Annotated in this window: 15 protein-coding genes; 12 read left to right on the top strand and 3 right to left on the bottom strand. The window is 63.0% G+C overall.

What is annotated here, in order from left to right:
• Positions 1-113: 113 nt before the first annotated feature.
• The 9 genes from uxaC to J4D99_RS15200 all read left to right on the top strand — a co-directional run bounded on the left by uxaC (position 114) and on the right by J4D99_RS15200 (position 11,436).
• Positions 114-1,559 (top strand): glucuronate isomerase, encoded by a 1,446-nt coding sequence (gene uxaC / locus J4D99_RS15160; protein ID WP_208132580.1) that lies wholly within the window; start codon positions 114-116, stop codon positions 1,557-1,559.
• Positions 1,560-1,785: 226 nt separating this feature from the next.
• Positions 1,786-2,799, top strand: coding sequence for a sugar kinase (locus J4D99_RS15165; protein WP_208132581.1), 1,014 nt, complete (start codon positions 1,786-1,788; stop codon positions 2,797-2,799).
• Positions 2,800-2,929: 130 nt separating this feature from the next.
• A complete protein-coding gene (locus tag J4D99_RS15170; RefSeq protein WP_208132582.1) occupies positions 2,930-3,592 on the top strand; it encodes a beta/alpha barrel domain-containing protein in 663 nt (220 codons plus the stop codon).
• Between the two features lie 84 nt (positions 3,593-3,676).
• Positions 3,677-5,050, top strand: a complete 1,374-nt coding sequence (locus tag J4D99_RS15175) for an MFS transporter (protein ID WP_208132583.1) — start codon at positions 3,677-3,679, stop codon at positions 5,048-5,050.
• A gap of 13 nt (positions 5,051-5,063) precedes the next feature.
• Positions 5,064-5,582 (top strand): nuclear transport factor 2 family protein, encoded by a 519-nt coding sequence (locus J4D99_RS15180; protein ID WP_208132584.1) that lies wholly within the window; start codon positions 5,064-5,066, stop codon positions 5,580-5,582.
• A 118-nt stretch (positions 5,583-5,700) separates the two neighbouring features.
• A complete protein-coding gene (gene fbp, locus J4D99_RS15185; RefSeq protein ID WP_208132585.1) occupies positions 5,701-6,732 on the top strand; it encodes a class 1 fructose-bisphosphatase in 1,032 nt (343 codons plus the stop codon).
• Between the two features lie 200 nt (positions 6,733-6,932).
• The gene (locus tag J4D99_RS15190) at positions 6,933-8,477 is read left to right on the top strand and encodes an aldehyde dehydrogenase family protein (RefSeq protein WP_208132586.1); all 1,545 of its coding nucleotides are present in this window, start codon (positions 6,933-6,935) and stop codon (positions 8,475-8,477) included.
• Positions 8,478-8,784: 307 nt separating this feature from the next.
• Positions 8,785-10,857 (top strand): alpha/beta hydrolase family protein, encoded by a 2,073-nt coding sequence (locus J4D99_RS15195; protein ID WP_208132587.1) that lies wholly within the window; start codon positions 8,785-8,787, stop codon positions 10,855-10,857.
• 219 nt (positions 10,858-11,076) lie between these two features.
• On the top strand, positions 11,077-11,436 hold the full coding sequence (locus J4D99_RS15200; RefSeq protein ID WP_208132588.1) for a hypothetical protein: 360 nt from the start codon (positions 11,077-11,079) through the stop codon (positions 11,434-11,436).
• Here J4D99_RS15200 and J4D99_RS15205 read toward each other — a convergent pair.
• The 3 genes from J4D99_RS15205 to J4D99_RS15215 form a co-directional block, all read right to left on the bottom strand.
• Positions 11,433-13,100: a Na+/H+ antiporter gene (locus J4D99_RS15205; protein WP_208132589.1), complete on the bottom strand. Its 1,668-nt coding sequence runs from the start codon at positions 13,098-13,100 to the stop codon at positions 11,433-11,435. The genes J4D99_RS15200 and J4D99_RS15205 overlap by 4 nt on opposite strands.
• A 169-nt stretch (positions 13,101-13,269) precedes the next feature.
• The gene (locus tag J4D99_RS15210; protein WP_208132590.1) at positions 13,270-14,679 is read right to left on the bottom strand and encodes a cytochrome P450; all 1,410 of its coding nucleotides are present in this window, start codon (positions 14,677-14,679) and stop codon (positions 13,270-13,272) included.
• Positions 14,680-14,685: 6 nt separating this feature from the next.
• On the bottom strand, positions 14,686-15,243 hold the full coding sequence (locus tag J4D99_RS15215; RefSeq protein ID WP_208132591.1) for a hypothetical protein: 558 nt from the start codon (positions 15,241-15,243) through the stop codon (positions 14,686-14,688).
• Between the two features lie 187 nt (positions 15,244-15,430).
• Between J4D99_RS15215 and J4D99_RS15220 the strand changes: the two genes are divergently transcribed.
• The 3 genes from J4D99_RS15220 to J4D99_RS15230 all read left to right on the top strand — a co-directional run bounded on the left by J4D99_RS15220 (position 15,431) and on the right by J4D99_RS15230 (position 18,574).
• Positions 15,431-15,721 carry an ATP-dependent Clp protease adaptor ClpS gene (locus J4D99_RS15220; protein WP_208132592.1) on the top strand — a complete coding sequence of 97 codons (291 nt, stop codon included), beginning with the start codon at positions 15,431-15,433 and terminating at the stop codon, positions 15,719-15,721.
• 100 nt (positions 15,722-15,821) lie between these two features.
• A complete protein-coding gene (gene recR / locus J4D99_RS15225; RefSeq protein ID WP_208132593.1) occupies positions 15,822-16,436 on the top strand; it encodes a recombination mediator RecR in 615 nt (204 codons plus the stop codon).
• Between the two features lie 170 nt (positions 16,437-16,606).
• On the top strand, positions 16,607-18,574 hold the full coding sequence (locus J4D99_RS15230; protein WP_208132594.1) for a glycosyltransferase: 1,968 nt from the start codon (positions 16,607-16,609) through the stop codon (positions 18,572-18,574).
• The last annotated feature ends 92 nt before the right edge of the window (positions 18,575-18,666 follow it).

Here is an 18,666-nt window from a genome sequence, read left to right on the forward strand (position 1 = left end):
AGGGGTACTAAATCTACTGAAGAAGACGACAAGGAAAGATTGCCGCGCTCCACTTCGTTGCGCTCGCAATGACAATTTACAATTTACAATTCATAACTCATAATTAACTAATTATGAAGCCCTTCCTCTCCGACGACTTCCTTCTCCAAACGGAGACGGCCCGCACGCTCTACCACCAGCACGCCGCGCCGCAGCCCATCATCGACTACCACTGCCACCTGCCGCCCGACCAGATTGCCCAAAACCGGCAGTTTGACAACATCACCCAAATCTGGCTCTACGGCGACCACTACAAGTGGCGCGCCATGCGGGCCAACGGCGTGAATGAGCGCTTCGTGACCGGCGACGCCAGCGATTGGGAGAAGTTTGAGAAGTGGGCCGAAACGGTGCCCTATACCGTGCGCAACCCCCTCTACCACTGGACGCACCTGGAGCTGCGCCGCTACTTCGGCATTACCGAGCTGCTGAACAAGGACAGCGCCCGCCGCATCTACGACCAGTGCAACGCGCTGCTCCAAACGCCCGAGTACAGCGTGCAGGGCCTGCTGCGCAAAATGAACGTGGTGACTGTATGCACCACTGACGACCCGGCCGACACCTTGGAGCACCACCAGGCACTGGCCGGCCACGACTTCGGCACGCGCATCCTGCCCACCTTCCGCCCCGACAAGGCCATGACGCCCGAGGCCGCCGACTACCGCCAGTACCTCGACAAGCTGGGCACGGCAGCTGGCACCAAAATTCGCACTTACACCGACCTGCTGGCAGCCCTGCGCCAGCGGCACGATTTCTTCGCTAGCCTCGGCGGGCGCCTCTCCGACCACGGCCTGGAGCAGATTTATGCCGCTGACTATACCGAGGAAGAAGTAGCCGCCATTTTTGAGAAAGCGCAGGCTAGCCAGCCGCTGTCGGCTGCGGAAGTTGAGCAATTCAAGTCGGCCATGCTGGTAGAGCTGGCCATCATGGATTGGGAGAAAGGCTGGACGCAGCAGTTTCACCTGGGCGCGCTGCGCAACAACAACACCCGCGCCCTGCGCGAGCTAGGCCCCGACACCGGTTGGGATTCGATTGGCGACTTCTCGCAGGCCCGGGCCTTGTCGCGCTTCCTGGACCGGCTGGACAACCAAAACAAGCTAGCCAAAACCATCCTCTACAACCTCAACCCCGCCGACAACGACCTGTTTGCCACCATGATTGGCAACTTCCAGGACGGTTCGGTGGCCGGCAAAATCCAGTTTGGCTCGGGCTGGTGGTTCCTAGACCAGAAGGATGGCATGGAAAAGCAACTCAACGCGCTCTCCAACATGGGGTTGCTAAGTCAGTTTGTGGGTATGCTCACCGACTCGCGCAGCTTCCTTTCTTTCCCGCGCCACGAGTACTTCCGCCGCATTCTCTGCAACCTGCTGGGCCGCGATGTGGAGAACGGCGAGTTGCCCGCCGAGGAGTTACCCTGGCTAGGCCAGTTGGTCGAAAACATCAGCTACGGCAACGCCAAAAACTACTTTGGTTTTGAAGGGGCCGCCAAGCCGGTAAGTGCAGGAGAGCTGGCCACTGTGTAGCGCGGACTTTTAGTCCGCGAATAGTACCGTTTATCACTTGCGGACTAAAAGTCCGCGCTACTCAGCCCGCTTTCAAGGCAGGGTATCGGAATCGTTTGCGTTAAAAAAGACGGGAAAAGTGGGTTTACGCACCCTATTACCGGCCTACCTTTCCCGTCTTATTCCCTCCTGCTTAACGCTGGGTTAGCGCCTTTTTAGGCTAAACTGACCCCTAGCGCCCCCTCTTATGAAGCAAGTCGTAACCTTCGGCGAAGTGATGATGCGGCTCTCGCCGCCGCTGAATTACCGGCTGCCCCAGACCGCTACCCTCGAAGTAACCTACGGCGGCGGCGACGCCAACGTAGCCGCTGCCCTCGCCCAAATGGGCGTGCCCGCCGCCCACGTCTCGGCCTTCCCGGCCAATGAATTGGGCTATGCCGCCGCCAACCACCTGCGCCGCTACGGCGTCGATACCACCCACTGCCACTTCACCGAAGGCCACCGGCTCGGGTTGTATTTCCTGGAAGTGGGTGCCTCGCTGCGGCCCAGCCGCATCGTGTACGACCGCGCCGAGTCGGCCTTCGCCCACCTCGACCCTGCTTCCTTTAACTGGGAGGAAATTCTAAAAAACGCCGGCTGGCTGCACTGGACGGGCATCACGCCCGCCATCTCGGCCGCCGCGGCCCAGGCCACCGCCGAGGCCATTGCAACTGCGCGCCGGCTAGGGGTCACCGTATCGGCCGACGTGAATTACCGCCGCAACCTGTGGCAATACGGCCAGAAAGCGCAGGATGTAATGCCGGGCCTGGTAGAAGGCTGCGATATCGTGGTCTGCACCGAAGGCGACGCCGACGACCTTTTCGGCATCAAAGCCGACCCGAATTCTGATAATGGCTTCATTTCGATGAGCCAGCAGCTGACCCAGCGCTTCCCCACTATTAAGCGCGTCATTGCCACCCGCCGCCAGACGCAGAGCGCCTCGCACGAGCGCATTTGCGGCTTGCTCTGGGACCAGGGCGAGTTTTTCGAAACGCCGTTCTACGACATCTCGCCGGTGGTAGACCGCATCGGCGGCGGCGACTCGTTTATCTCGGGCTTCATCTACGGCTCGCACACCTATGAAGACCGCGCGCAGGCGCTGTCTTTCGCCACCATCGCTTCGGCGCTGAAGCACACCATTCACGGCGACATCAACCTGGTGACGCCCGCCGAAGTCGAGCACCTCATGCAGGGCAACCTCACGGGCCGGCTGCTGCGCTGATTTTTCAACTGTTCGCTAATAGCTGCTAGCTGTTAGCTTTTTCTGCTGGATTGCCAGCCACAGAACAGCCAGCAGCTTATTATTGAACATCAAGCTAACAGCTAGCAGCTATTAGCGAACAGCCAAAAACATGTCCTCCCAAGAAGTTATCGCCCGCACACTAGCCGCGCCACTGGTGCCGGTTTTTTTCCATGCTGATGCCGCCTATGCGCAGTCCATTGTGCGTGGCTGCTACGCCGGGGGCGTGCGGGTATTTGAGTTTACCAACCGCGGCGCCAATGCCTTTGAGGTGTTTCAGGAGCTAGCCAAGCTGGTAGCCGACGATTGCCCCGACCTCGTGCTGGGCATCGGCACCATCTATACCGCCGCCGATGCCGAGCGTTTCATCGCGGCCGGTGCGGCCTTCATCGTGCAGCCCGTGACTACGGCCGACGTAGCCGCTGCCTGCCAGCGTCACGACGTGGCCTGGCTGCCCGGCGCCATGACCCCCAACGAAATTTACGCCGCCACCCAGCTTGGCGCGCAGCTCGTCAAAATCTTCCCCGGCAACCTCGTCGGGCCCGATTATGTGAAGGCCCTGCGTGGCCCCATGCCCAACGTCAAGCTGATGGTGACGGGCGGCGTCGAGCCCACCGAGGCTAGCCTCACCGAGTGGTTTGGGGCCGGCGTGAACGTGGTAGGCGTGGGCTCGCAGCTCTTCAAAGGGGCTAGCGACGCGGCCACCATCACGGCGCGGGTAGCCCCGCTGATGCAGTTTTTACAGCAGAAAGTAGCTAATGCTGCTAAAAAATAATCGTTTGTCATGGCGAGCCTGCGAATCGCAGGCTCGCCATGACAAACGGTTTTTGAGTAGCGCTTTTACTAGTAATCCTATTCTATGAATCCCACCCTAAGCAGCTCGCCGCCCGGCACCGACTCGACGGTTGTGGGCAAGTACCGCTGGACTATCTGTTCGCTGGTATTTTTTGCCACGACTATCAACTACCTCGACCGGGCCGTTATCTCGCTGCTGAAGCCGTACCTCGAAACGGCGTTCCACTGGAACGCAGGCGACTACGCCAACATCGAGATTGCCTTCAAGCTGGCCTATGCGGTGGGCATGATAGGCGTGGGCCGCATCATCGACAAGCTGGGCACCAAGCTCGGCTACGCGCTTTCGACCGCGCTGTGGAGCGTGGCCGCCATGGGCCACGCGCTGGTGAGCAGCACGCTGGGGTTCGGGGTGGCGCGGGGCTTTTTGGGTATCACGGAGGCCGGCAACTTTCCGGCGGCCATCAAGACAACGGCTGAGTGGTTTCCGCAGCGCGAGCGGGCCCTGGCCACGGGCATTTTCAACTCGGGCTCCAATGTGGGGGCCATTATCGCGCCGCTTAGCGTGCCGTGGATTGCCGAGCATATTGGCTGGCAGTGGGCCTTCATTATCACCGGGGCGCTGGGCTTTATCTGGCTGGTTTTGTGGATGCTCATCTATGAAACGCCGGCCGAGAGCAAGCGCCTGAGCAAGGCCGAGTTTGCCTACATCAACGCCGATATTCCGGTGGGCCTGCCCGCCGAGGGGGTGGTAGAGGAAAAGCCCAAGGTAGGCTGGCTGCCGCTGCTGGGCTTCCGCCAAACCTGGGCCTTCGTGCTGGGCAAGTTCATTACCGACCCCATCTGGTGGTTTTACCTGTTCTGGTTGCCCGACTTTTTGACCAAGCAGTACCACCTCAAGGGCACCGAGATTGCCTTGCCCGTGGCGGCCGTGTACGTGCTGTCGAGCATCGGCAGCGTGGGCGGCGGCTACCTGCCGCTAGGGTTCATCAAGCGCGGCATGCCCGCATTTAAGGCCCGCAAAACGGCCATGCTGGTTATTGCTTTCTGCGTGTTCCCGATTGTGTTTGCGCAGTGGCTAGGGGGGTTGAATATGTGGCTGGCGGTGCTGGTTATCGGCATTGCGGCGGCGGCCCACCAGGCGTGGAGCGCCAACATTTTCACCACCGTGTCCGACATGTTTCCCAAGCGCGCGGTGGCCTCGGTTACGGGCATTGGCGGCATGGCGGGCGGGCTGGGCGGCATCGCCCTTACGGCCCTGGTGCAGAAGGGCATGTTTGTGCACTACGAAAGCATTGGCCAGCTCGACAAGGCGTACTACATCATGTTCTTCATTTGCGGGGCAGCCTACCTGCTGGCCTGGGTGCTCATGTTTACGCTGGTGCCGCGCATGGAGCCCATCCAGCTCGACGAGAGCGACATTCTTCCCACTGCTTCCTAAGCTGTTTTTTTATATGAAACGCTCATTTGCTGCCCTGGCGCTGCTAGCCCTGCCACTGCTTGCCGTGGCCCAAACGGCACCCAAGCGCGCCAAGCATACTACGGCGCTGCCGTCAGCTACGACTACTCCTGCTCAGCGCAACGCTGAGGCAGCCAAAGAGGTGGAAGGCTTGGAGCGCCAGCGCTTTGCCGCGCAGGTAAGCAAGGACTACGCTTTTCTGGAAAAGGCTTTTGCTGACGACCTTGTGTACACGCACGCCAACGGCAAGCAGCAGGGCAAGACCGACTACCTGCAGGGTATCCGCGACGGCAAGAGCGTGTACGACAAGATTGACGTCGAAAACATCAATGTGCGCGCCTACAACAACGGCACGACGGCCGTGGTAAACGGCCAAATCACCATTTACCAGCCCAATAAGCCCGATGGCTCGCCCAATGTGGCGCACCTCAAATACGTGACCGTGCAGATTAAAAATCTGCAGGGCTGGCAGGTAGTGCTGTGGCAGTCGCAGAAGCAGCCGGAGGCTAAGTAGGCTGAGCGGGTGCCGGGAGCCGGCCCTTCCTAAAAGGAGGGAACCCTAACGACTGCCCCCGGCCCCTCAGCTACTCTTTTACGAAAATTACTCCTGGCCTACCGGCCAGTGCTTTGCTATGTCTACACCAACTACCACGCTACCTACTCACGACGAGCTGGCCACCCCCGTCGGCACCACGCTCGAGCGCTACATCATGCGCAAGCAGGCCGAGTTTCCGTTTGCAACCGGCGAGCTCTCGCAGTTGCTGCGCGACATTGCCCTAGCCAGCAAAATCATGGTGCGCGAGGTGAGCCGCGCCGGCCTCAGCAGCCTGGCCGAAACCGTGGGGCCCGAGGGCGAAACCACCGCGCCGCGCCACCGCCTGGGCGAGGAGGCGCACATCCGCTTCGTGCGCGCCCTCACCAACGGCGGCGAGTGCTGCGCCGTGCTGAGCGAGGCCCGGCCCGACATCATCGAAACCGGCAACCAGGACGGCAAGTACGTGGTGGCCCTCAACCCGCTCAATGGCTCGGTGAGCCTCGATTTCAACGTGAGCACGGGTACCATCTTCAGCATCTACCGGCGCGTGAGCCGCTACGGCGGGCCGGCTAGGGCCGAAGATTTTACCCAGGGTGGCCGGGCGCAGGTGGCGGCGGGCTACATCCTCTACGGCTCCAGCGTGATGCTGGTGTACACCACGGGCCACGGCGTAACGGGCTTCACGTATGAGCCCAGCCTGGGAGAGTTTTTTCTTTCGCATCCCAAGCTGACTATTCCGGCGCAGGGCACGGTGTTTTCGTGCAACGAGGGCAACTGGTTCGACTTCCCCGAGTTTGCCCGCTCCTTTCTTACCACCTGTAAGGAGCGCCGCTACACCGCCCGCTACGTGGGCTCGCTGGCGGCTGATTATCACCGCAATCTCTTCACGGGTGGCATTTACCTCTACCCGCCCACCGGCGAGTGGCCTAGCGGCAAGCTGCGCCTGCTCTACGAATGCTACCCCATTGCCTTCGTGACCGAGCAAGCCGGTGGCGTGGCCGTGACCGGCGCCACCGACGTGCTCGACGTGCCCCCTAGCCAGGACCTGCACCAGCGCGTGCCGCTTTTCGTAGGCTCGGCCGAGCTAGTGCGCGAGCTGCAAGCGGCAGCGGCAGCGGCAGCGGCATAAAATGATTCTATCATTGCGAGCGCAACGCAGCGGAGCACGGCAATCTTTTCTTTTTCGTTGGGATAATGACCCTAGCGGGAAGGAGCGATTGCCGCGCTACGCCCGCAATGACAGGAGAGGTTAACCTCTCCTTCTTTCCGCTGTTCCCTACCTGTTCTTTCACCAACGCGCCCGACCAACACCCGGCGCACTTCTTTCTCATGCCGAAAATCATTGCGCCCGAAGTCGAATTCAGCAAGCTGCTGAGCGACGTGAAGCAGGCTGTACCCGAAATATTTGCCCCTGGCGGCGGCTACCTCAACTTATTTGAGGGCAAGTGGCAGGAGCCCGGCGAGCCCCGCGCCTTCCACTCCCCCATCGACGGCTCCGACATCGGCTCGCTGCCCATGCTCAAGCACAATGCCGCCCTGCGCGCCGTGCGCTTTGCCAAGGGCGAAGCCGCTGCCTGGGCTGCTACCGACTTGCAGGAGCGCCGCCGCCGCGTGCAGGCCTGCCTCGACCAATTGCGCCCGCACATCGACCTGGTGAGCAAGCTGCTGATGTGGGAAATCGGCAAAACCTACAAGCTGGGCTTCAACGACATTGACCGCTGCATCGAGGGCGTGCAGTGGTACGTGGAGAACATCGAAAGCCTGCTCGGCGACCGCCGCCCGCTAGGCCTCGTCAGCAACATTGCCTCCTGGAACTACCCCATGTCGGTGCTGCTGCACGCGGTGCTGGTGCAGGCGCTGGCCGGCAACGCCGTGATTGCCAAGACGCCTACCGACGGTGGCTTTATCTCGCTCAGCCTCACCTTTGCCATTGCCCGCCGCGCCGGCCTGCCCGTGACGCTGGTAAGCGGCCCCGGCGGCGAGCTCAGCGACGTGCTGGTGAAAGACCCGGCCGTGGACTGCCTCAGCTTTGTGGGCGGGCGCTACAATGGCCGCAACATCGCCGACGCCCTGAGCGTGGAGCACAAGCGCTACATGCTGGAGATGGAGGGTGTGAATACCTACGGCATCTGGGACTACTCGCAGTGGGACAAGCTGGCCGACCAGCTGGTGAAAGGCTACGACTACGGCAAGCAGCGCTGCACGGCCTACGTGCGCTGGGTGGTGCAGCGCGACCTGTTTCCGCAGTTCTTGGAAACCTACACCAAGGCCATCGGCAGCCTCAAAGTGGGCAACCCGACCCTAGTCGATAACCCCGGCGACAAGCTGCCCGACCTCGCCTTTGGCCCCGTTATCAACGCCGCGCAGGCCAAGAGTCTCGACGATTTATTTACCGACGCCAGCAAGCACGGCGCCATCCCCTTCTACCAGGGCAAGCTCGATGATAACCTCTTCCTGCCCGGCCAGGACCGCTCGGCCTACCGCGCGCCGCGTGCCCTGGTGGGCCTGCCCCGCCAGGCCGAGCTCTACTTCAAGGAGCCCTTCGGCCCCATCGACACAGTAGTACTCGTAGACCGCGTAGAGGAGTTGGTGGGCGAGATGAACATCTCGAACGGCGCGCTCGTGACGGCGCTAGGGTCCGACGACGAGAAGTGGGCCACCCGCACCAGCAAGGAGCTGCGCGCCTTTAAGGTGGGCATCAACAAGCTGCGCAGCCGCGGCGACCGCGAGGAAGTATTCGGCGGCCTGGGCGAAAGCTGGAAAGGCGCCTTCGTGGGCGGCAAGCTACTCGTGGAGGCCGTGACCCAGGGCGCCCCTGGCCAGCCCGTACTCGGCAACTACCCCGACGCCGTGCTGCTGCCCGAGAAAGCCTAGTAGCTGCGTTGAACCAAGTAATGGAATGCCCCCGGCAGCTACGGCCGGGGGCATTTTGCTGCTAACACCTAGCTAGCGAGTTGGCTGGCGGCCGCAGGCAGTTAGCCAACTCGCTAGCTAGCCACTTTTGGTATCGTTGCGGCAGCATCACCCTCTTCCTACCTCCTATTGAAACATCTTCCCCGGCCTCACCCACTACGCCCCGCGTGAAGACCCGGCTGCCTTCAATGCGGCCGTATTGGTTTCCTTAGGCAGCCGTAGGATGACAGGACCAGCGGCGCTCGCACGGCCATTCGCTTCTTTGTGTATGCTTCGCTACTTTTTGCCATTTTACCTGCTGCTGGCGCTGCTGACCGCCGCTAGCCTGCCCGCTGCCGCCCAGGCTTCCATCACCCCCGTTATCGACTGGAAGGCACCTGCCACGCTGCCTACTTACCTCTTGCAGCAGGTGCACCAGCAGTACGCCCCGCGCCGGCTAGCCCTCGATGCGGCGCTGGCCTCGGCGGCGGGCACGCAGGCATATCGCGACTCGGCGCGGGCGCGCTTCCGAAGGGTGCTAGGGCCGCTGCCGGCCCGCAGTCCGCTCCGGGCACGGGTTACGGGCACGGTGCCGCAGGGGGGCTTTCAGATTGAAAAAGTGATTTATGAGAGCCTGCCGCACCACCACGTCACGGCTAATCTTTATCTGCCCGAGGGCAAGGGCAAGAAGCCGGCGGCACTGCTCTTTTGCGGGCACGAGCAGACCAGCAAGGCGACGCCCTCGTATCAGCTCACGGCCCGGCTGCTGGCCCGCAACGGCTTCGTAGTGCTCGTCATCGACCCGGTGAGCCAGGGCGAACGGATGCAGCTGGTAGACCCTAGCGGGAAATTTCTCACGCGCGGCGGCACCACCGAGCACACCCTGCTCAACGCCCAGGCCACCCTGCTAGGCACCAACCTGCCCGCCGAGGAGCTGTGGGACAACGTGCGCAGCCTCGACTATTTGCTCACCCGGCCCGAGGTAGATGCGGCCCGCGTGGGCTGCCTCGGCAACTCGGGCGGGGCCACCCAAACGGCCTACTTCATGGCCTACGATGACCGGGTGCAGGTGGCCGCGCTGTGCAGCTACGTGGCCGCCGGCGAGCGCAACCTCACCCTCACCGGCCCGGCCGATGGCTGTGTGATGCTGCCCGGCGCGGGCGCGGCCGGCCTCGACGTGGCCGACTGGCCTATCATGTTTGCCTCCAAGCCCTTGCTGCTGCTCACTGGCCGCTACGACTTCGTAGACCAGACCGATATGAACGCCGCTTACGCCGACACCCGCCGGGCCTACACGGCGCTGGGCCAAGCTGAGAAAACCGACCTCTTCACCTACGACGACGGCCACGGCATTTCGGCCCCCAAGCGGGCGGCGGCCGTGGCCTGGTTTCGGCGGTGGCTGGGGGCTAGCGGGCCGCTGATAGCCGAAGGCAACGACCAGCCCCTACCCGAGGCTATGCTGCGCTGCACCGCCACCGGGCAGGTTGCCACGGCGTTTAAGGAGGAAGTAAGCCTGGCCGCTATGCACCTGGCCGAGGCGCGAGCGCTGGCCAGCCACCGGCCGGCCTATTCGCCGGAAACACTGCCCCACGTGCTCATCCAGCAGCTAGGGCTAGGGCAAAGCTCAACGGGTGCAATTAAAATAAGTGAAGAGCCGCGCGATACCCTGCGCCTGCCCAACGGCCTGGCGTGGCAGGGCCTGCTATTGCGCCGCGACGATGAGCCCCCGCTGCCCGCCCGCCTCCTGCTGCCGGCGCCCGGCGCGCCCACCCGGCTCGTGCTGTGGCTGCCCGGCCAGGGCATGGCCGCCGTGCTGCGCGACAGCGCCGCCCGGCTAGCCGCCTACCAGCGCCAAGGCACGGCCGTGCTGCTGGCCGACCTGCGTGGCCTAGGCGAAACCACCGACCCGGCCGCCTTCAACGACCCCAAGTACTATAACCAGGAATACCGCGATGCCATGCTGGCGCTGCACCTGGGCCGCCCGCTGCTAGCCCAGCGCGTGGCAGATGTGGGCACCATTCTCACGCTGCTGCGCAACGACAGCCGGTTTTGGCAATTGCCCATCTTGCTACGGGCCGATGGCCGCACGGCATTGGTGGCCCTGCACGCCGCGCTGCTTAGCCCGCGCGTAGTTAAAAAACCGTTTCCGATGACGAATGACGCGCCGCAGCCGCCAGGCACAGCGCCCGTTTTTGGCCCTGGCATAGAGCAGGTGCAGGTGAGTAGTGGGCCGCCTTCGTTCCAGTATTACCTCGAAAACCCGGCGGCCAAAGATGCTTATTCGGAAGTACTACCCGGTGTGCTACGCCGCTACGATGTGCCCGACCTGCGCCGGGCGCTGGGCAAGCGGCTCCTGCCGTAGCGTAGCCGGCCCGACAGGCTGAAATCGTGCCAATTAGCCCGCAGCCCACGCTGGTACTGCTTAAAAAAATAATTTTTACGATACAGCACTTACCGATGACTAAATAGGATTGTAGTTAGAGCATACGCACGTACATTTGCTGCCGTCGAGCCCGACGATGGTCCTAGTGACCTACCACGGGCCGGCGGCTGCTACCCCACTTACGCTCTCTGCCATCTCATGAAGACATCACTTACTTCCCTCTTTCTCTTAACGTTGGTACTGAGTCAGCGCCCCGCCCTGGCTTCTTCCAACGACCCCGAGCGCCCCACGCCCAGCGTAGGCGTGCTGGCGGGTAGCGGCATCGGGGCTAGCCCGCTGGTGCGCTACCTGGCCGCTACGCTCCAGCTCTCGCCCGAGCGCACCCGGGTGGTGCAGCAGGCCGTGCAGAAGCACCAGCGCCTGACGCGCACACCCGAGCTGCTGACCCAGTGCCTGTTTAAGGTGCTTACCCCTAGCGAGTTTGAGCAATTTCAGCAGCTGCGCGAAAACGCTGCTACAGCCAGCGACCTGCGTATGGTAGCCCAGCGCAAGGGCTAGCGGACGACGCTGGCGGGCGCGGCCTCTTCGGGCTGCTGCACGGTAGCCAGCTGCGTATCGAGCGCTATCTCGAAGCGGTCGAGCTCTAACTCTACCTGCCGCACGGCCTCTTCGCTGTAAGCATCGTTGTGGTGCAGATGCACCAGCTGCTGGCGCTGGCGCTCAGTCACGTCGAGGCGGCAGCGCAGCAAGTCCTCAAAGGCCGCAGCGGCCTGGGTTTCGGTTTCGGTGGGCGGCTGCTCGTCGGTGGTTTCGTTGGCGGCCAGCGTGCCGTGCAGGCGGCGCGCCTGGCGGCGCATCACTTCGCGCAGCGTCAGCAGGCTGGGGTCGGGAGCAGGCGCGGCCGCAATGCGGCCTTCGAGGTAGACCAGCGCATCGCGCGTGAGAGCCAGCCGCAGCTCCTGCGCCTCGGCCGCGCGCTGGGCCGGCGACTCTTGCACCCCTAGCCGGCGCACCAGCCAGGGCAGGCTCAGACCCTGCACCAATAGCGTGACCAGGATAACGGTGAAGGTGATGAACAGCACGGTATTGCGCTGCGGAAACGCCTCCCCTCCGCGCACCACCAGCGGCAGGGCCAGCGCGGTGGCCAGCGATACCACCCCGCGCATACCGGCCCACGAGGTAATGAAGAGGTTGCGCTTGGGCGTCATCTCGCCCGAGCGGCCCAGCAGATGCCCTAGCCAGTGGCCCAGGTACGACACCGGAAACACCCAGCCCATCCGAATGGCGATAGTGACAGCACTCACCAACAGCCCGTAGCCGAGCGTAGACCAAAAAGTACCCACGCCCAGGCCGGCCAGAATAGTGCGCAGCTCCAGCCCGATTATCAGGAAAACCAGGCCATTGAGCAAAAAGCCCAGCACCCGCCAAAAGCTGTGCTTGAGCAGCCGCGTTTGGTTGTCGTAGATGTCGTGCGAGCGCCGGCTCATCATCAGGCCCATCGCCACTACCGCCAATACCCCCGATACGCCTACGTGCTCAGCAGCTAAGTAAATACCAAACGGCAGCAGCAGCGACAGCGCCGTGATGAGCGTGGCATCGGTGAGGTGATGCTGGATGCGCACCACCACGTAGCCCACTGCAATGCCGATGGCCGCCCCACCGCCAGCCACCCACAAAAAGTGCCAGCTGGCATCCCAGAGGCCAAACGTGCCGCTCACCACCGCCGCCACCGCGTAGCGGTAGGCAATGAGCGCCGAGGCATCGTTTACCAGGCTTTCGCCCTCCAGAATGCCCGTAATGCGGCGCGGCAGCCCCAAGCCCTTTGTAACGCTGGTGGCCGCTACGGCATCGGGCGGAGCCACAATGGCTCCTAGCACAAAGCCCAGCGCCCAGCTAAAGCCTGGTATGCAGTAGTGCGCCAGCACCGCCACCGCCGTGGTAGTGAGCAGTACCAGCCCCACCGCCAGCAGCGTGATGGGCCGCCGGTTGGCCACAAACTCGTGCCACGACATCTGGTAGCTCGCCTCGTAGAGCAAGGGCGGCAAAAAGATGAAGAAGATAAGGTTAGGGTTGAGCTCGATGGCGGGCAGGCCAGGCACCAGCCCTAGCAGCCCACCCGCCACCACCAGCAGCACCGGGTAGGGCAGCTTGAGTCGCGGGGCCATTGCTGACAGCGCCACCAGCAGGGCTAGCAGAAAAATGATAAGGGCCAGGTGTTCCAAGTGACTGACGGATTTTTACAATACGAGGCAATAAAAAACGTCATGCTGAGCTTACCGAAGCATCTCTACCGAACAACCCAATTGGCGCGGCAGAGATGCTTCGGTAAGCTCAGCATGACGTTTTTCTGGTTTATACGTCTTCTGGCAGTCAGAAGGTCTGCTTTTGGTCCTACTCCGGGCGCCGCCGAAAGCCTAGCGGCAGCGCGCCACCCGGCCGCAGCGTGATGAGCGGCGACATGCTCGGCACGGCCGTGCCGGCCGGCTCTACGCCGTAGCGACGCAACGTTTGCACCAGCACCAGCTGCAGCTCGGTGAGGGCAAACTGCTGGCCCACGCACAGGCGCGGCCCGCTCCCGAAGGGCAGGTAGCCATAGGCCGGCGGTGGGGGCTGCGCCCCAGCTGCAAAGCGCTCGGGCCGAAAGGCTTCGGCATCGGGCCACAGCGCCGGGTGATGGTGCAGGCCGTAGAGATACAGCGAAAACAGCGTGCCTTTCGGAATGGGCTGGCCCTGAAACTCGTCGGGCTCGGTGGCCACGCGGTCCATTATCCAGGCCGGCGGATAGAGGCGCATGGCTTCCTGCACCACTTGCAGGGCGTAGGGCAGCCGCGGCAGGTCGGCGAACTCGGGCGGACGGCCGCCGGGCAGCTCGTGCGCTATTTCGGCCACCAGCTTGTCCTGCGCCGCGGGGTGGTGGGCTAGCAGGTAGAGCGCCCAGGCCAGGGCATTGGCCGAGGTTTCGTGGCCGGCCACGAGCAGGATATTCAGCTCGTCGAGCAGCTGCTCGTCGGGCATGGCCTCGCCGGTGTCTTCGTAGCGGGCGTCGAGCAGCATTTGCAGTAGGTCGTCGGGGGCGGGGGTGCCGGGCGGGCTAGCCGCCTGCGCCGCCCGGTGCCGCCCCACGGCCGCCTGCACCAGCTCGCGCAGCTGTCGGGCCAGCCGGTCGTGGCGGCTGTAGTTGCCCCGCACCCAGTGCCAGGGCCGCAGATACGGCTGCCGGATGGTATTTACATAAAATGCCTGAATAGCCGTGAGCCAGTCGCTGAGCTGGGCCAGCTGGCTGTCGTCCAGGCTATCGCCAAATACCGACCTAGCCACGATGCGAAACGCCACTCGCGTCATGGCGGCGTGGGCGTCGAGCTCGGCCACGGGGCTAGCGGCGGTCAGCGCATCGAGCTCGGCTACCCACTCGTCGGCCGCGGCGCGCATGAGGCGCGTGAGGCCCGCCAGCCGCTGGCGGTGAAAGCCGGGCTGAATGAGCCGGCGCTGGCGCAGCCAGTCGGCGCCCTCGTTGGTGAGCAGGCCGCGGCCCAGGTAGCGCAGCAGCCCGTGCGTGAGGTCTGACTTAAAGTAGCGCCGGTGGTTTTTCTGTAAGATGTGTTGCACCAGCGCCGGGTCGCGCGTGACGATGGCCGGCCGCACGCCGCCCAGGTACAGCCGCACCGTGTCGCCGTAGTGCGCCAGCAGCTGGTTGAGCGCCCCGATGGGGTCGCGGGCCGCCTTCATAGAGTTGCGCAGCGTGATGCGGCGCGGCACCTGGGGCCAGCCGCCGGCGGGGCTAGCCGTAGTAGGTTCGCTCATGGCCTTTTAGTCGGGTAGCACCAGCTCGCGCGGCAGCTCAAACTTCAATTCGCGGCTCTTCGAGCGGCCGTGCAGCTGGGTCAGAAAGTCATCGAGCTCGGGCTTGTACTCCAGCCACAAGTCTTCGTGCAGGTGCTTTGGGATGAGCTGGGTGAGGCGGGTGGCCAGCCGGGCCGTGCCCACATAAAAACCCTGGTACACGCTATCAAACTGCCCGGTATAGTTGTCGAAAATCAGCCGCAGCGTGTAGAGGCTCAGGTCGATTTCGAGCTGCTTGCTCTTGGTGATGCGGCGGGCGCGGGCGGCCTCCTGCACGGCCTCGCGCAGGGCCTTCACCAGGCTACGGTTGAGCAGGCGGCCCGTCACGGCCACGTTGAACAGCTCGTGAATGCGGTCGGCGCTCGTTTCGTACACGCTTTCGAGCGTCACCTCGGGCAGCAGCTCAAAGCTGAACGTGTCGTAGAGCTCGGCATCGCGGCGCGCGGCGCGCAGCACCAGCGCCTCCTTTTCCTTGTCGGAAAGGCGGGCCACAGCTTTTTTAAAATCGGCGGAGGGAACGGGCATAGACGAGGCGAGCAGCTGGAATGAAGAACCGGAAATGACGGCTGACTCTTCCTCCCTTTCTATTCCAGCTTCTTCTTCAAAAGTAGCGGCCAAGGCGGGTTTATCTTCCTTTCCACCCGAACGAAACCCCCGGCCCCGGCGTTATCAGCCAGCTCCTTCTTCGTCGGGGCTGCCGTATTTTTGTGTCATGGCTTTCCCCGAAACTCGCCCGCAAATTGATTATGATGACGACGTACTACTGCTCGAAGAAGAGCAGGAGCTGCGCGCCCTCGTAGTTTATAACGACGACGTGAACACCTTCGACCACGTTATTCAAACCCTCATCGACGTGTGCGAGCACGCGCCCGAGCAGGCCGAGCAATGCACGCTGCTCATTCACTACAAGGGCAAGTGCGCGGTCAAAAACGGCACCTTTGAAGAGCTGGAGCCGCGCTGCGCGGCCATTCACGACCGTGGCATCTCGGCCGACATCGTATGATGTGCTAATTTTTAATGTGTTGATGTGCTGGCTCTTGCCGGCATAATGGCTTTCCATTTATCAGCACCTCAGTACATCGTTTACTCAGCATACCAACTGAATGGACTTTCCTTCCAAATTGATTGAGAACGCGGTAGCGGAGCTGTCGCGCCTGCCCGGCATTGGCAAAAAAACCGCTTTGCGGCTCGCCCTACACCTGCTCAAGGCTGAAACTGACACCACCGCCAACCTGGCCGAGGCGCTGGCCAAGATGCGCTTCGACATCACGTACTGTCGCACCTGCCATAGCATTTCGGATGCCGAGGAGTGCAGCATTTGCGCCAACAAGCTGCGCGACCACAGCACGGTGTGCGTGGTGGCCGACGTGCGCGACGTGATTGCCATCGAAAATACCGGCCAGTACCAGGGCGTGTACCACGTGCTAGGGGGCGTTATTTCACCCATCGAGGGCATTGGCCCGGCCGACTTGCAGGTCGACTCGCTGGTGGCCCGCGCCGGCGCCGAAGACTCGGAGATTCGCGAAATCATCCTCGCCATCTCGCCCACCATGGAGGGCGATACTACGGCCTTCTACCTCTCGCGCCGCCTGCGTGACTTTGGCAATGTGCACATCAGCACCATTGCCAGGGGCATCCCGATGGGTGGCGAGCTCGAATACGCCGACGAAATCACGCTGGGCCGCAGCATTGTAGAGCGCCAGCGCCAGGCCCGCTAGGCCCCTCTTTCTTTATTCTGTCATTGCGAGCCCAACGAAGTGGAGCGCGGCAATCTTTCCTTTCCGCTAGGGATTATCAACCCAAGAATGCGGACGACAAGGAGCGATTGCCGCGCTCTATTGCGTTGCGCTCGCAATGACAGGTACCCCCGTATTTTCGCCTCCCCGTGGTGAAGCTCTCCGTCGTCATTGTCAGCTATAATGTTTGCTACTTTCTGGAGCAGACGCTGCTGTCGGTGCGCCAGGCAGCAGCGGAGTTAGGCGAGCCGGTAGAGGTGTTTGTGGTCGATAATAACTCGACCGACACCTCAGCAGCGATGGTGCAGCAACGCTTTCCCGAAGTCATCTTACTGCAAAACAACGATAACCGGGGATTTTCCCGGGCCAATAACCAGGCCCTGCGGCTTGCCACCGGCCAGTATCAGCTACTGCTCAACCCCGACACCCTGGTGGCCGAGGACACCTTTCGGCGCTGCTGCGACTTTCTGGATGCACACCCGCGCTGCGGTGGCCTGGGGGTGATGATGCTCGACGGCCAGGGCCGGTTTTTGCCCGAAAGCAAGCGCGGGCTGCCCACGCCAGTGGTGGCATTTTACAAGATATTCGGGCTAGCGCGGCTGTTTCCGGGCTCGCGCACGTTTGGGCGCTACCACCTGGGCTTTCTCGATAAGCACGAGCCGCACGAAGTAGCGGTGCTCAGCGGGGCGTTTATGCTGCTGCGCCAAGCCGCACTGGCCCAGGTGGGCCTGCTCGACGAAGACTATTTTATGTACGGCGAGGACATCGACCTCTCGTACCGGCTCACGCAGGGCGGCTGGCAAAACTGGTATTTTCCGGGCACCCGCATCCTGCACTACAAGGGCGAAAGCACCAAGCGCACCAGCGTCAACTACGTGCTGGTATTTTACCGGGCCATGGTCATTTTTGCGCGCAAGCACTTTGCAAGCAGCCAGGCGGGGGCCGTTTCGCTGCTGATAAACAGTGCCATCTGGCTGCGGGCGGGGCTAGCCCTGGCCCAGCGCCTGGCCACCGCTGCTACCCCGATGCTGCTCGATGCGGGCCTGCTCTACGCCGGCATCTACCTGCTGAAATCGTACTGGGAAGCCACCCTGAAGTCGGTGCGGGCACCCTTTCCGCCGCAGTATATGCTGGTGGCCGTGCCTCTCTACATCGCGACCTGGCTCACCACCACCTGGCTGAGCGGGGGTTACGACCACCCCATGCGCGCCCGACGGGTGCTGCGCGGCGTGGCCGTGGGCACGGTGCTGATTTCGGCCGTATCGAATTTTTTTGACAACTGGCGTTTCTCGAAGGCACTCATCGTACTGGGGGGCGGCTGGGCGGTGGCGGCGCTGCTGGGGCGCCGCCTGCTGAGCCACTGGCTGCGCCACGGCAACCTGCGCCTGAGCCAGGGCCAGCCCAAAACCCTAGCCATCGTAGGCTCGGCGGCCGAAAGCCGGCGCGTGCGCCAGCTGCTGGCCCAGGCCCGGGTGCCGAGCAAGATTATCGGCTACATCAGGCCCGGCGGCTCGCTAGCCCCCCCCATACCCCCGCAGCCCGACTACCTGGGCACGGTGGCCGAGCTGCCCGCGCTGCTGCGCCTGTATGGCCTCACCGAGCTTATTTTTTGCGGCCAGGACCTGCCAGCCAGCCAGATTATCGACCTCATGGCTAGCTTGCCTGCCCGGCCGCCGGTGGCTTATAAAATATTGCCGGCCGGCAGCCAGTATATCATCGGCAGCAGCCACAAGGATGCACCCGGCGACTACTACACGCTCAACAGCTCGTGGCGCCTGAGCCAGCCCGCCCAGCGCCGCAACAAGCGCCTCCTCGACCTAGTGGCCTGCCTGCTGGTGGCTTTGGGTAGCCCGCTGCTGCTGCCGGCCCAGCGCCGGCCGAGGGGCCTGCTGCCGCACCTGCTGCAAGTGCTGCGGGGGCGCCGTAGCTGGGTGGGCCTGCGCTACCTGCCCGAAGCCACCCGCCAGGCGGCGGTGCTGTCGCCGGCCGATGCTGCTCCCACCGATGCCCCCCTCACGGAGGCCGCCCGCCAGCGGCTCGAACGGCTGTATGCCCAAGACTATGAGCTGGCTTTTGACCTCGGCGTGTTGTGGCGCGGCTGGCGCCGGCTGGGGGGCTAGCGGCTTTGGCGGCAATACGGTGCGCCGCATTTTTGAGCAACGGAAAGTAGAAATTGGCCCAGCCGACGGGGCTGCTGGGCGAACAAATGGCC

Origin of the sequence: Hymenobacter sp. BT559, assembly GCF_017571525.1 — a bacterium.
GTDB classification, from domain to species: Bacteria; Bacteroidota; Bacteroidia; order Cytophagales; family Hymenobacteraceae; genus Hymenobacter; species Hymenobacter ginsengisoli.

Excerpts from the sequence above, each read along its gene's own strand:
- uxaC (WP_208132580.1), top strand. The coding sequence starts at position 114 with ATGAAGCCCTTCCTCTCCGACGACTTCCTTCTCCAAACGGAGACGGCC.
- J4D99_RS15165 (WP_208132581.1), top strand. The coding sequence starts at position 1,786 with ATGAAGCAAGTCGTAACCTTCGGCGAAGTGATGATGCGGCTCTCGCCG.
- J4D99_RS15170 (WP_208132582.1), top strand. The coding sequence starts at position 2,930 with ATGTCCTCCCAAGAAGTTATCGCCCGCACACTAGCCGCGCCACTGGTG.
- J4D99_RS15175 (WP_208132583.1), top strand. The coding sequence starts at position 3,677 with ATGAATCCCACCCTAAGCAGCTCGCCGCCCGGCACCGACTCGACGGTT.
- J4D99_RS15180 (WP_208132584.1), top strand. The coding sequence starts at position 5,064 with ATGAAACGCTCATTTGCTGCCCTGGCGCTGCTAGCCCTGCCACTGCTT.
- fbp (WP_208132585.1), top strand. The coding sequence starts at position 5,701 with ATGTCTACACCAACTACCACGCTACCTACTCACGACGAGCTGGCCACC.
- J4D99_RS15190 (WP_208132586.1), top strand. The coding sequence starts at position 6,933 with ATGCCGAAAATCATTGCGCCCGAAGTCGAATTCAGCAAGCTGCTGAGC.
- J4D99_RS15195 (WP_208132587.1), top strand. The coding sequence starts at position 8,785 with ATGCTTCGCTACTTTTTGCCATTTTACCTGCTGCTGGCGCTGCTGACC.
- J4D99_RS15200 (WP_208132588.1), top strand. The coding sequence starts at position 11,077 with ATGAAGACATCACTTACTTCCCTCTTTCTCTTAACGTTGGTACTGAGT.
- J4D99_RS15210 (WP_208132590.1), bottom strand. The coding sequence starts at position 14,679 with ATGAGCGAACCTACTACGGCTAGCCCCGCCGGCGGCTGGCCCCAGGTG.
- J4D99_RS15215 (WP_208132591.1), bottom strand. The coding sequence starts at position 15,243 with ATGCCCGTTCCCTCCGCCGATTTTAAAAAAGCTGTGGCCCGCCTTTCC.
- J4D99_RS15220 (WP_208132592.1), top strand. The coding sequence starts at position 15,431 with ATGGCTTTCCCCGAAACTCGCCCGCAAATTGATTATGATGACGACGTA.
- recR (WP_208132593.1), top strand. The coding sequence starts at position 15,822 with ATGGACTTTCCTTCCAAATTGATTGAGAACGCGGTAGCGGAGCTGTCG.